Genomic DNA, 13316 nt, shown 5'->3' on the forward strand with positions numbered 1-13316 from the left:
AAGTCGGAAAAGGGTACAGCGCAGAAGGCGATTTGAGAAGTGTGAAAAATGCGATAACAGTTATTGATAAAAACGGAAAATCATTGAGGACGAAACCGTTTTTGCTCGCGTTTTGGCAACTTATCGACAACGCGTTCCCATGAATCGGTAATCAGCGATTCCAGTAACTCAGGCGTAATATCATCACCCGGATAGACGGAGATCCAGTGCTTTTTATTCATATGGTATCCCGGTTTGATGCTGGGATAGATAGCCTGATTGAGCAGCGAAATTTCCGGATCTGACTTGAGATTGATAACGGGCAAGCCGCGAGTCCACAGGTTGATCATAAAGATTTTTCCGCCGATACAGAACACATCGTACTCCGGGCCAAAAGGCCAGGTCAGCTCGGCAAACGGCATCTCCAGCGCCAGGCGTTTTGCGCTGGCGTGTAATGCTTCACTGTCCATCGCTCCTCCGTTGTGCAAAACGGGAACGGCGGCACCGTCCCCGTCAGGCTTACAGTGATTTTGCCAGACGATCGACCGCCTCAACCAACCCTTCGTGAGAAACGGTGGAGTAAGAGAGACGCAGCGTCGTGACGTCAGGCGCATCGTTATAAAACGCTTCGCCCGGCACAAAGACCACGCGGTTTTCCAGCGTCTTTTTCAGCCATTCGGTAGTATTGAACGGGTAGCGAAAATGGGCCCACAGGAACATCCCGCCTTTCGGGCGGCTGAAAGCAAGATGATCGCCCAGTTTGGCTTCCAGCGCACTCGCCAGCGTTTCGCATTTTTTACGATAATCTTCGCGGATCAGCGCAATTTGTGCGGGCAGACGATTCAGAGAAAGATACTGTGCCGTGATTTGCTGCGACAGGGTGCTGGTATGCAGATCGGTCGCCTGTTTCACGATAATGGCTTTGTTTGCCAGCCATTCCGGCATCACCAGCCAGCCCACGCGCATCCCCGGCGCCAGAATTTTGGAGAAGGTTGAGGTATAGATGACCTGGTCGGTGCAGCCGAGCGCCATCGCGTGTTGATAAAGCGGCTGCGGGCGTTCATCCGTAAAGCTGATTTCACCGTACGGGTCGTCTTCAACGATGATAAAGCCGTGCTGTTTTGCCAGCTCGACCAGACGACGGCGGCGCGGTTCGCTGAGCGTCTTGCCGCCAGGGTTGCCAAAGGTAGGAACCAGATACACTACTTTAACCGGGCTGGTCTGCACTAAATCGGCCAGTTGTTCCACCAGCATGCCGTCTTCGTCGGTATCGACGCTCTGAATGTTGGCCTGCGCCAGCTGGAAAACCTGCAACGCCGCCAGATAAGTTGGGCGCTCGACGACGACCACATCGCCAGGGTTAAGGAGCGTGCGGGCAACAATATCCAGCGACTGCTGAGAGCCGGACGTGATGTAAACCTGTGACGCGTCACAGGCCACGCCGCGCGCGCGACAAATATCGGCAATCGCCTGACGCAGCGGCGGGTAACCTTCGCTCAGGCTGTACTGCATCGCTTCCTGAAATTGTGACGCCATAACCTGCTGTACCGCGAGCTGAATACCTTCGTTATCAAACAGTTCTGGCGCAGGAATACCACCGCCAAGCGAGATAACGCCGGGCAATTTGCTGTGTTTGAGGAGTTCGCGGACGGCGGAAGGTTTCAGCCCTGTGGCGCGCGATGCCAGCTGATGTTCGAACATAATGACCCTGATTTCATGATGATGAGAAGAGGGTCTACTATAAAACAGTCTGCCGTAGAATGGCCGCAGCTTTTTAATTTTCAGAATATCGTGCTGTCAACATGGGGGAATCCGCTACCGGACGGATAGCGTTAAGGCTTTTCCTCGGCCAGAGCGCGCCACATTGCTTCAAAGCCCAGCGCTTTGAGTTTATCCGCACGCGCGGGTTGTTGACTGGCGAATTCAATGGTGGCTTCCGCAAGCGAAAGGAACAGCGCGTCGCCAAAGGTTTCGAACTCGCCGGACAGATACACCGGGCGCACAGAACGTTGGCACAGGCGGTTGAGTTCCGGGAACATCTCTTTTACCTGCTGTTTTGTCGCTTCGGTGATCTTCTCGCTCATCGACATACGGCGCATCGCGCGGTTGCCGACCGGATTACGTACGCCCCAGTCGATGTAACTGTTCCAGATGCTGTGAATCACCTCTTTCGGGGCTTCAGAATTGCTGAGCCCGGCAATCATCGCCTGGCAAAGGTCGTATTTCAGATGCAGGTAAAGCGCATTAAGCAGATCGTCTTTGGTGGCAAAATAGCGGAACAGGGTGCCTTCTGCGACCCCCGCGTTGCGGGCGATTAGCGCCGTCGAGGCGGCAATGCCGGATTGGGCAAAAGCCACCGTTGCGGCATCCAGTAACGCCTGCTTTTTATCTTCACTCTTGGGACGAGCCACTACACTTTACCTCACTGCGTACAAAAGAAGAGATTGAAACACGCAACCCGGCCTCACTTCAACGAGGCAGGTCAAAATTCGAAAATCGGCTTGACGATTTTTTCTCCCTCTCTCTATAATGAGTGCCTACTCACTCATAATCAAGTTTTTCACGCTGCTTCAGGATGAGGCATCTGTCTGGTCAGGAAATGAAACCTTTCATCATCAGTGTGGTTGTCATCATGCTTATTGCATCCGCAGCGAGTCTGCCATTTGTTCTGAATGCCGGTTTCGGCCAGGCTCCGCAAGGCACGGAGAAAAGTCGGGTAGAGGCGTCGCCAAACTACCGTGACGGTGTATTCCACAATCAGCTGCCAACGCCGGGGTTTACCAGCGACAAAAACATGCTGGTGGCCTGGTGGGAGTTTCTGACGGTCAAACGCGAGAACGCGCGCCCGGCACAACCGCTGCCGATGGTCGCCACCGATCTGGCAAATATTCCGTTGCAGGAAGACGTCACGGTTTGGCTGGGCCATTCATCGTGGTACCTGCAACTGGCCGGGAAACGCATTCTGATCGATCCGGTGTTCAGCAGCTACGCCGCGCCGTTCTCGTTTCTGAATAAAGCATTTGCCGGGGATTATCCCTGGCAGGCGAAAAACATGCCGGAAATCGATTTGCTGATTATCTCGCACGATCATTACGACCATCTGGATTACGCGACGATTAACGCGCTGATCCCGAAAGTAAAAAGGGCGGTGGTGCCGCTGGGCGTGGGGTCGCATCTACGTTACTGGGGAATGAATGACGAGCGGGTGACCGAGGCAGACTGGCAGGAAGAGGTTGAAATCAGCCCGTCGCTGAGCGTGCACGTGCTGCCCGCGCGGCATTTCTCCGGGCGCGGTATCAAGCGCAACCAGACCCTGTGGGCCAGCTTTATGTTCGTCACGCCGCAGCGAAAAATTTACTACAGCGGTGACTCCGGCTATGGGCCGCACTTCAAAGCCATTGGTGAGCAGTTTGGTTTTGTCGATGTCGCGATTCTGGAAAATGGTCAGTATGACCAGGACTGGCGCTATATCCATATGCACCCTGAAGAGACCGCTCAGGCCGCCGTCGACCTGCATGCCGCTGCTGTGCTGCCGGGCCACTCCGGACGCTTTGTGCTGGCAAAACACACGTGGGATGACCCGTATAAACGGCTTGCTCAGGCCAGCAAGGGTAAGGCTTATCGTCTGCTGACACCGATGCAGGGCGAGCCCGTAGCGCTTGCCGACCGTACACAGCAATTCCGGGCCTGGTGGGAATAATCACCAGCAGTAATAAAAAAGAGAAGGAGAGGGAAGCATGACTATTTCCGCTCAGGTTATCGACACTATCGTTGAGTGGATCGATGACAACCTGCACCAACCGCTTCGCATTGACGATATCGCACGTCACGCGGGCTACTCGAAATGGCATCTGCAACGGCTCTTTTTGCAGTACAAAGGCGAGAGTCTGGGGCGCTATATCCGCCAGCGCAAACTCAGCCTGGCGGCGCAGGAGTTACGTACGACCAACCAGCGCGTGTATGACATTTGTCTGAAATATGGATTTGATTCACAGCAGACATTTACCCGCGTCTTCACCCGGACGTTTAACCAGTCGCCGGGAGCGTATCGTCGGGAGAATTTTTGTAGTCAGATGCATTAGGGGTGAGGTGCGGCCTTTTTCCCCTCACCCTAACCCTCTCCCACAGGGAGAGGGGACCGATGGTGCCAGTGGTGAGGTATGTGCGGTTTTCTCCCTCTCCCGCAGGGAGATGGAACCGATTGTGCTGGTGGTGAGGCATGTGCGGTTTTCTCCCTCTCCCTGTGGGAGAGGGCCGGGGTGAGGGGAAACAACCCTTACCTGGTCTCACTTCATCTATTGAAAACAATTCCCATTTGCATTAGCGTTGTTAACAAATTTCAACGGGAATGTGTGTTCGATGAAACTGGCGTGGAGTGGATTACTGATTGGGCTGACGGCGTTGCCTGCATCAGCGATGGAGTGTGAAACCTCTCCCAACCGGGGGGAGCAGAAGGGCAAATTTGATGCCAGCGGCGAGGTTTGTTTTACTCTGCCAGCGCTGGGCGAAAATTATGTCTCGGCGCGCTTATCGGGCGTGACCGATGCGCAGTTACTGGATGAGCAAAACCGCGCCATCCGCACGCTGGTTTCCGGTGGCCCGACGGATGGGCAGCATATGTTGCTGTTTTCTCTGCCGGTTAAGCAGGCCTCTTCACTGGTATTACACGGTGAAGCGGGCTCGGCCTGGCATTTCCAGTGGCAAATCAATGAAACTCACGCGCTGGCGGTGGAAGAGCAGCAATCGCCCGCCAGCCCGCAACTGCAAAAACTCGCACGTGAACTTGCCGCCGGTGGGAATACTGACGCGTTCTGGCTGGCGCGTCAGCAGGAAGGAACCCCGATGGTAGAGCCCGTCGACGCGCAGCATAAACGCGTGACCTTCCTGTGGCGCGGCGCGCGCAGCAATGTTTATCTTCTGGGCTCGCCCGGTGGCGATCATGATGCGCTGTTTCGCTTAGGGCAGTCGGACGTCTGGTTTCGCAGTTATGTCGTGCCTGCCGATACGCTGATGCAATATAAACTCGCCCCGGATGTGCCTAAAGTCGCGGGCAGTTTGCGCGAGCAACAGCGCGCTATTCAGGTCAGTGCGCAGGCCGATCCGCTTAACCCGCTGACGCTGAGCCCTTTGACGCTCGATCGCTGGAACCGCTTTTCTCTACTGGCGCTGCCAGCTTCCCGTTACTTCTCCGCACAACGCATGGCGCAGCCGATCCGCTACGGTAGCCTGACGCGCCATACGTTGAGTAGCCACCATCTTGGCAACAGCCGCGAAATCAAAATCTATCGCCCCCGCGTCGCGCAGCCCGCGCGATGGACGATGTTTATGTTTGATGGGCAAAACTGGCAGGATGAGTATCGCACCGCTAACGTGCTGGATGGCCTGATTGCTCGCCATCTGCTGCCGCCAATCAATATTGTTTTCATTGATAGCCTGGACCACGCAAGACGCGGAAAAGAGCTGCCGCCGAATCCTCATTTTGCGGATTTTATGGCCCATGAGCTGGTGCCATTCCTGCAACAGCAAGGCATTACGCTAACGCGGCAGAAGACGATTCTGGCCGGGTCGAGCTACGGCGGGCTGGCTTCTTCGTGGGTGGCGCTGCGCTATCCGCGTCTGTTTGGCAATGTGTTGAGCCTGTCGGGCTCCTATTGGTGGGCGCCGAAAGGCGAGCCGGTGAACTGGCTTGCCCGGCAATATGCTCAGTCGCCGCGCTACCCATTACGCTTCTGGTTACAGGCCGGGCAGTTTGAGAGCAGCGGGCCCGGCGGTGGCAACTATCGCCACACGCTGGCGTTTGAGCAGGTGCTGCGTGAAAAAGGGTATCCAGTGAGTTTTCATGCCTCATCCAGCGGCCATGATTACGCCGGATGGAGTGAAGCGCTGGTGCTGGGGCTGCGCGATTTAACCGGCTTAGCGCACGGCAAACCAGCGGCGCCATACGTAGCGCAGAACAAAGTACTCTACAGCGCCAAGCACTAAAAACCAGAGACAAAACAGCAGGGTATAAAGCTGGTCGAGATCCATCAGATGGAAGGCCTCGACCAGTTTTTGCGCCAGCGTTAAGCCGAGAGAGGGCGCCGGTAGCAGCAGGCAAGAGAGTAGCGCCATAAGCAAAATACCGGCGGCAGAAATCAGGGTTTCGAGCGGGTGTTTCATGCGATGTTAATCTTAGGTTAAAAACTATATTTTCCGGCAATAGGCGGCATAACGCAATGACTCTGTGTAAACATATTTTGGAAAATAAAAAACAGCCGCTACGTATTAATTCGTAGATGAATTAAATAAATACTCTGGGTTTAAATGAACGCTAATTTACGTAAATAATCGTCATGTTTAACCCAGTAGTTTTACAAATGTATAAGTGCTGTAGCCAATCAGCGTTGCAACGATGATTGCAGCGGCGATGTACAGCGCCAGGCGGCGTCCGCGGTAGATTCCGAACATAATTTACCTCGTTTAGTTTGAGTTTAAGAACATTCTGTAATATTAATATTATTAAATCAACTGGCATCATCTTTGAATTTTAATGGATATCGAATATTGCGTGAGATCAATTTTTTCATCCGCAAGGATTAATAATTATTAAAACGTCTTAGCCTTGGCCAGAAATGATTTCAGGCCTTCCGTATACAGGAATTTAGAAGGAAATTTATCGTGTCTAAAATGATGAACCCGCAGAACATACCGCCAACGGGCGGTAACACCCACCGGCAGGCTTATCAGCAAACCCTTGCCCAGATCCTTGAGCAAAAGCAAACCCAGCCGGAAGGTCTGAGCCGGGCTGAAGCCGCCGCTCGCTTGCAGAAGCTCGGCCCTAATGCGCTGCCGCAGAAGAAAGGTAAGCCCGCGTGGCTGCGCTTCCTCGCGCACTTCAACGACGTCCTGATCTACATCCTGCTGGCCGCTGCTGTGATGACGGCGGTGATGGGTCATTGGGTCGATACCGCTGTGATTCTCGGCGTTACGGTGATTAACGCGCTAATTGGTTATATCCAGGAGAGCAACGCGGAGAAATCGCTGCAAAGCATTCGCAACATGCTCTCCAGCGACGCTCAGGTGATCCGCGACGGCAAACACGCCACGATCCCGACCACCGATTTGGTGCCAGGTGATATCGTAGTGCTGCGCGCGGGCGACCGTATCCCGGCGGATATGCGCCTGATTGAAGCGCATAACCTGCGCGTGGAAGAGGCGATTCTCACCGGTGAGTCGACGGTTGTCGATAAGCACACCGACGCGCTGACCGGCGACCTGCCGCTGGGCGATCGCACCAATATGCTGTTCTCCGGCACCACCGTGAGCGCGGGCGGCGGCGTAGGTGTGGTGGTGGCAACCGGGCAGGCGACCGAGCTTGGCCGCATCAACCAGATGATGGCTGATGTCGAAACTAACCGTACGCCGCTGCTGGTGCAGATGGACAAACTCGGTAAAGCGATTTTCGTCATTATTCTGGCGATGATGGCGGTACTGTTCGTGTTCAGCGTGCTGCTGCGCGATATGCCGATGGGCGAATTGCTGCTGTCGCTGATTAGCCTTGCTGTCGCGGCGGTACCCGAGGGTTTACCGGCGATTATCTCGATTATCCTCTCGTTGGGCGTACAGGCGATGGCGCGTAAGCGGGCGATTATTCGTAAGCTGCCAACCGTTGAGACGCTGGGCGCGATGACCGTGGTGTGCTCCGATAAAACCGGCACCCTGACCATGAACGAGATGACCGTGAAAGCGGTGATCACCGCCGATAGCTGCTACCGCGTGGACGGCGACAGCTACGAGCCGGTTGGCAATCTCTACCTTGAGGGCAGCAATGAGCCGGTAAAAGTTCAGCCTTATACGGTGCTGGAAAAATACCTGCGCACGATTGATCTCTGTAACGATAGCCAACTGGTACGCAATGAGCTGGGCCACTGGGGAATTACCGGTGGGCCGACCGAAGGCGCACTGAAGGTACTGGCAACGAAAGCGTCGCTGGAGCCGGTGACCACGGAACTGGTGGCGAAGATCCCGTTTGATTCCCAGTACAAGTACATGGCAACGCACTATAAGCTGGATGCGGAAGAGTGGGTGATGGTTACTGGCGCGCCGGATGTCCTGTTTGCGCTGTGTGAGCAGCAGCAGACCGCACGTGGCCTGGCGACATTCGACCGCGCCTACTGGGAGTCCGAGATGGAGCGCTTTGCCCGTCAGGGCCTGCGTATGGTGGCAGCGGCTATTAAACCCGCTGATATCGGCGCGACCACGCTGGATCACAGCGACCTCCAGCAGGGGCTTATCTTCCTTGGTATCGCCGGGATGATGGACCCGCCACGCCCGGAAGCGGTCGATGCGATCCACACCTGCCAGACGGCAGGGATCCGCGTGAAAATGATCACCGGCGATCACCCGCAAACGGCGATGAGCATTGGTCAGATGTTGGGGATCCACAATGCGACCGAAGCGATGACCGGCTACCAGCTGGAGCACATGGATGACGACGAGCTGGCGAAAGCGGCGATGGAGTATGACATCTTTGCCCGCACCAGCCCGGAACATAAACTGCGTCTGGTTAAAGCGTTGCAGAAGAACGGTGAAGTGGTCGGGATGACCGGCGACGGTGTGAACGACGCGCCAGCGCTGCGTCAGGCTGATGTCGGCATTGCGATGGGGATTAAAGGCACCGAAGTCACCAAAGAGGCGGCGGACATGGTGCTGACCGACGACAACTTCGCCACCATCGCCAGCTCGGTCAAAGAGGGGCGTCGGGTGTACGACAACCTGAAGAAGACGATCCTCTTTATCATGCCAACCAACCTGGCGCAGGGTCTGCTGGTGGTGATTGCCCTGTTGGCAGGGAATATGATCCCGCTGACGCCGGTGCTGATTTTGTGGATGAACATGGCGACCTCCGCGACGCTTTCCTTCGGCCTGGCCTTCGAAGCCGCCGAGCGTAACGTGATGAATCGCCCGCCGCGTAAAACCGGCCAGCACGTCATGGACGCGTTTGCGGTCTGGCGTGTGGCGTTTGTCGGCTCGATGATTGCCATCAGCGCCTTCATTCTGGAAGCCTGGCTGGCGCCACGCGGCCACAGCGCAGAGTTTGTCCGTACCGTGCTGTTGCAGATGCTGGTGACCGCGCAGTGGTTGTACATGATTAACTGTCGCAACACCGATGGTTTCTCTATCAACCGCGGCCTGCTGAAGAACAAAGGTATCTGGATGGTGACGGGCGTTCTGTTGCTGCTCCAGCTGGCGATTATCTATCTGCCGGTGATGCAGATGATGTTCGGTACCGAAGCGCTGCCTGCTCGCTACTGGTTCGTGACGCTGGCGATGGGGGCGGTGATGTTCTTCATCGTCGAGATAGAGAAGCGCCTGACGCGGAGATTCCGCAAGGCTGCTTAATTGAAAAAAGGCCCGGTGGCGCGTCGCTTACCGGGCCTGTTTACTTGTAGGCCGGATAAGGCGTAGCCGCCATCCGGCAATGCTCAGGAAGACGTTTTACTCTCCACCGTAATCATGGTGACAAACGGATGATACTGCCACGGTACCGAATTTTCCTTCTGATACATCTTCGAAATCGTGCCATCAAGATACAGCATCTGCTTGATATCCAGCTTTGACTGCGCATAGCAGGCGAAATCATAAAAATTGGTTTCTTTGGCGCTCAGCATAAACACCACGCGGCCCTGACGGTTAATGCCCACCGCATTACGTAATTTTCGCGAACTGGCCGACGGCTTTAGACGCCAGTTGATGATGCCGTTTTCAATCAGCATCGGACCGGACTGCACTGCGTATTCCATCCCTTTGGTGCTTTTTAGCGCATCGAGCGTCACGATGCCTGCTTTTTGATTCTTGAGATAAAACACGCCGCCCGGGCGAATAAAGAAGTTGCCGCCGCCGGATGCGCGGTTAATCGGCGCCAGCTTTTTTCCCTTTTCGATATAGAGCCCCAGTGGCGCATAATCTTTGCCATAAATCCCGCCGTTCATCGCCATCAGCACCTGCCCGTTGCCGTTGATATCCGCCAGCAGCGAATAGAGCGAACCCCAGGCTTTGCCGTCCTTTTTCTTCCAGCGCAGGGTGATATTTTCTTGTTGTAGATCGACTTCATAGCTTTGAAGCTTAAGTGACGGGTCGGTCAGCGTGCAGGCGGCATGGGCGAACGGCGTTAGCGCAAGCAGAGCGGGCAACAGCCAAAGACGCAGCATATCTTCGTTCCTTGTGCGATGAGCGGGAGGGCAAAATAGCGCGTAATCCCGCTCATGCAAAGGTTTTCTGTGCTCAGGCCGCCCAGGTGTCGCAGTGCTGTTGTACCAGGCTTATCAACGAGCCACCCCCGGCGATAAACTCGCGCATGCGCTGGGCTTCGCTTTTTCCGTGTTTTACCATCAGCGCCAGTTCTTCGAGCGCGCTTCCGGCGCGATGTACGTCGGCGTACGGTTGTAGCTGTTCCAGCAGCGTTTCCAGTTCACTGGCAATGGTGCGCTGTTCGCCGCTGGCGACATCGGTCACCACGCCCTGAAGACCATAACGGCAGGCCTGGAAGCGATTGAACTTATACAGCAGGTAATCCTGCGGACTGACTTTATGCGGGCGTTTATCAAGCAGCCAGTGCGCCAGCGCCTGAATCAGCCCGGCCATATTCACTGCGTGGCCGAGGGTGAGCGGCGTGTCCATGACGCGCACCTCTACCGTGCCAAAATGCGGGCTGGGGCGAATATCCCAGTGTAAGTCTTTAATGCTGTCGACCATGCTGGTGTAGCTCAACTGGCGAAACAGCCGGGTAAACTCCTGCCAGTTTGCGGCCCAGGGCATGGGGCCGTTATCGGGAAACGCCGAGAAAATATTGAGCCGCGCGCAGGCGAAGCTGCTATCGGCACCTTGCAGATAGGGCGACGCGGCACTGAGCGCAATCAGATGTGGAACGTAGCGCGAAAGGCCGTGCAGCAGATACAGCGCATCGTCGCCGTTGGTGCAGCCGACATGCACGTGTTGACCAAACACCGTCGCCTGACGGGCAAGGTAGCCATAGGCTTCGAGAGTGTGCTGATAACGGGGATTATCCCCGACCTCCTGACTTTGCCAGCGCTGGAACGGATGCGTTCCGCCGCCGCAAATTTTGACATGCTGCTCGGACGCCGCACGGAGTACGGCGCGTTGAATGGCGGCAAGCTGGGTGGCGGCCTGGTGGATATCGTCACACACGCCCGTTGCCACCTCCAGCATGCTGTTAGTGATGTCATGCTTGATTTCCCCCTGTGCTACCCCACGGCTGGCGGCGGTTATCAGGGCTGAAGAGTCCTGGCAAAGATCGTAACCTGGCGGGTTAATGACCTGAAGCTCAAGCTCAATGCCGAGCGTAAAAGGTGCAGAAACATGAAAGTCAGGTAAAGGCATAGTCGTCTCACGATGGTGACTGGTGCCTTTAGTATAGGTGGGAGAAAAAAAGAGATCGGACGGTGCGATTAAGTACCGTCCGTAACGTTAGGGTTAACCCGCGCTCCAGGTGTACGGCGCAGCGACGCCAAGCGGCATTCCCAGCCCCCACCAGGCCAGCAGGAACAGGCTCCAGCTAATAAAGAAGGCGATGGAGTAAGGCATCATCATGGATACCAGCGTGCCGACGCCCGCGCCCTTCACATAGCGCTGGCAATAGACCACCACCAGTGGGAAGAAGACCATCAACGGGGTGATAATATTGGTGCTGGAATCCCCGATACGGAATGCCGCCTGGGTCAGTTCCGGGGAGATACCGACAGCCATCAGCATCGGTACCATAATCGGCGATAACAAACCCCATTTGGCCGAGGCGGAACCAATCAGCAGGTTCACGGCGGCGGTCAGCAGGATCATGCCGATAATCGTCGCTTCACCCGGCAGTTCCATCGCTTTCAGGCCATCCGCGCCGACCAGCGCCAGCAGTGTGCCAATGTTCGAGTCGCTGAACGCTTTAATGAACATGGCGCAGAAGAACGCCATCACCATGTATGAGCCCATTTTACTCATCGCGTCATTCATCGACGCGATGACATCTTTTCCGGTTTTAAACGTGCCGGATGCAAAGCCGTACACAATCCCCGGCAGAATAAAGATCAGGAAAATCAGCGGCACAATGGATTTCATGATTGGCGCGCTGTAAGAGGTGAGCGAGCCGTCGGTGCCGCGCAGCATCGAGCCTTCCGGCCAGGCCGCTGCCGCCAGCGCCGCAAGGCCCAGCAGCATTACCAGCGACGCGCGATTAAAGGCGCGGCTCTCTTTGTCTGAGACGCTGGACATATCTTCTTCATGCTTATAATCGCCGTCGATGGTCATTTTGCTGACGCGCGGCTCAACGATGCGCTCGGTGACCCACCAGCCGACCAGGGTAATCAGAATCGAAGAGGCAATTCCGAAGAAGAGGTTACACAGCGTGTTGACGGTATAGGTGCTGTCGAGCAACTGCGCCGCGGCCTGGGTAAAGCCCTGCAACAGGGCATCGTTTCCGGTAGGCACCATGTTAGCGGCAAACCCGCCCGAGACGCCCGAGAATGCAGCGGCGATCCCTACCAGCGGGTGACGCCCGGCGGACATAAAGATAATTGCACCCAGCGGAATCACCAGTACATAGCCTGCATCTGCCGCCACGTGGCTGAACATGGCGACAAAAATCAGCATTGGCGTCAGCAGTTTCTTCGGCGTCACGCGCAGCATCTTCTTCAGGCCGACGTTAATAAAGCCGGAGCTTTCGGCTACGCCGACGCCGAGCATCGCCACCAGCACAATACCGAGCGGGGCGAAGGTGGTGAACGTCGTCACCATATTGGCCAGCGTATTGGTGAGCGCTTCGGCGGAGAGCAGGTTGTTGACCTGAACGGTCTCCTGCGTCATAGGATTGACGACATCAAAAGTCATCAACGACAGGACGGCAGACAGCCCCATGACGACCAGCAAAAAGTAGAAAAATATTAACGCCGGTTCAGGAAGTTTATTCCCGGCGCGTTCAATCGCATTGAGGAAACCGCTCATCAGACGGCTTTCACCGGCCCCGTTCCCTGGTGTTGTAGTGTGTGTACTCATTCGCTTCCCTTAACACTGACAAAGTGTTTCATAATTTGTCTGAATGTATCACCGGGGATGATAGGGGTAATTACGCGGCTAAACTATCTTTTTTGCCCGTAAAAACTCGACGAATGTCTGATTTATTTACTTGCTGTGCTGATTATTCGGTAATTGTTGGTGGATTATTCGATGCTGCCGAATTAATTTGCCGTTCTGTCTGTTTCTTCATCGCAATGGAAGCACGCCATGGTTGGTTTTACGCGAAGAATTTCCTGATTTTGGGCGTAAGGTGGATGACAAACATGACCCGTTGATTT

Annotated in this window: 11 protein-coding genes; 4 read left to right on the top strand and 7 right to left on the bottom strand. The window is 55.4% G+C overall.

Going from position 1 to position 13316, the window contains the following annotated elements:
* Window positions 1–80 precede the first annotated feature (80 nt).
* The 3 genes from DBY68_RS05625 to DBY68_RS05635 form a co-directional block, all read right to left on the bottom strand.
* Entirely contained in the window at window positions 81–449 is a 369-nt protein-coding gene (locus DBY68_RS05625) for an MmcQ/YjbR family DNA-binding protein (RefSeq protein WP_108473988.1), read from the bottom strand.
* Window positions 450–498: 49 nt separating this feature from the next.
* Window positions 499–1680 carry a PLP-dependent aminotransferase family protein gene (locus DBY68_RS05630; protein ID WP_108473987.1) on the bottom strand — a complete coding sequence of 394 codons (1182 nt, stop codon included), beginning with the start codon at window positions 1678–1680 and terminating at the stop codon, window positions 499–501.
* A 131-nt stretch (window positions 1681–1811) separates the two neighbouring features.
* On the bottom strand, window positions 1812–2390 hold the full coding sequence (locus DBY68_RS05635; protein WP_108473986.1) for a TetR/AcrR family transcriptional regulator: 579 nt from the start codon (window positions 2388–2390) through the stop codon (window positions 1812–1814).
* Between the two features lie 173 nt (window positions 2391–2563).
* Between DBY68_RS05635 and DBY68_RS05640 the strand changes: the two genes are divergently transcribed.
* The 3 genes from DBY68_RS05640 to DBY68_RS05650 all read left to right on the top strand — a co-directional run bounded on the left by DBY68_RS05640 (window position 2564) and on the right by DBY68_RS05650 (window position 5961).
* On the top strand, window positions 2564–3679 hold the full coding sequence (locus DBY68_RS05640; RefSeq protein ID WP_199538652.1) for an MBL fold metallo-hydrolase: 1116 nt from the start codon (window positions 2564–2566) through the stop codon (window positions 3677–3679).
* Window positions 3680–3716: 37 nt separating this feature from the next.
* Complete coding sequence (locus DBY68_RS05645) at window positions 3717–4061, top strand: RamA family antibiotic efflux transcriptional regulator (RefSeq protein WP_108473984.1); 345 nt, start codon at window positions 3717–3719, stop codon at window positions 4059–4061.
* Window positions 4062–4338: 277 nt separating this feature from the next.
* Window positions 4339–5961: an alpha/beta hydrolase-fold protein gene (locus DBY68_RS05650; RefSeq protein WP_108473983.1), complete on the top strand. Its 1623-nt coding sequence runs from the start codon at window positions 4339–4341 to the stop codon at window positions 5959–5961.
* On the opposite strand, the gene DBY68_RS05655 is transcribed toward DBY68_RS05650, so the two are convergent.
* Window positions 5893–6138 carry a DUF1158 domain-containing protein gene (locus DBY68_RS05655; RefSeq protein WP_108473982.1) on the bottom strand — a complete coding sequence of 82 codons (246 nt, stop codon included), beginning with the start codon at window positions 6136–6138 and terminating at the stop codon, window positions 5893–5895. The genes DBY68_RS05650 and DBY68_RS05655 overlap by 69 nt on opposite strands.
* Window positions 6139–6645: 507 nt before the next feature.
* Between DBY68_RS05655 and DBY68_RS05660 the strand changes: the two genes are divergently transcribed.
* Window positions 6646–9360: a cation-transporting P-type ATPase gene (locus tag DBY68_RS05660; protein ID WP_108474105.1), complete on the top strand. Its 2715-nt coding sequence runs from the start codon at window positions 6646–6648 to the stop codon at window positions 9358–9360.
* Window positions 9361–9443: 83 nt separating this feature from the next.
* Here DBY68_RS05660 and DBY68_RS05665 read toward each other — a convergent pair whose 3' ends face one another.
* The 3 genes from DBY68_RS05665 to DBY68_RS05675 all read right to left on the bottom strand — a co-directional run bounded on the left by DBY68_RS05665 (window position 9444) and on the right by DBY68_RS05675 (window position 13017).
* Window positions 9444–10169: a phosphodiester glycosidase family protein gene (locus tag DBY68_RS05665; RefSeq protein ID WP_108473981.1), complete on the bottom strand. Its 726-nt coding sequence runs from the start codon at window positions 10167–10169 to the stop codon at window positions 9444–9446.
* A 73-nt stretch (window positions 10170–10242) separates the two neighbouring features.
* Entirely contained in the window at window positions 10243–11358 is a 1116-nt protein-coding gene (locus DBY68_RS05670) for a YbdK family carboxylate-amine ligase (protein ID WP_108473980.1), read from the bottom strand.
* 93 nt (window positions 11359–11451) lie between these two features.
* Window positions 11452–13017 carry an AbgT family transporter gene (locus tag DBY68_RS05675; protein WP_108473979.1) on the bottom strand — a complete coding sequence of 522 codons (1566 nt, stop codon included), beginning with the start codon at window positions 13015–13017 and terminating at the stop codon, window positions 11452–11454.
* Window positions 13018–13316: the final 299 nt, after the last annotated feature.

It is taken from the genome of Pseudocitrobacter sp. RIT415 (assembly GCF_003057695.2).
Lineage (GTDB): Bacteria > Pseudomonadota > Gammaproteobacteria > Enterobacterales > Enterobacteriaceae > Pseudocitrobacter > Pseudocitrobacter faecalis.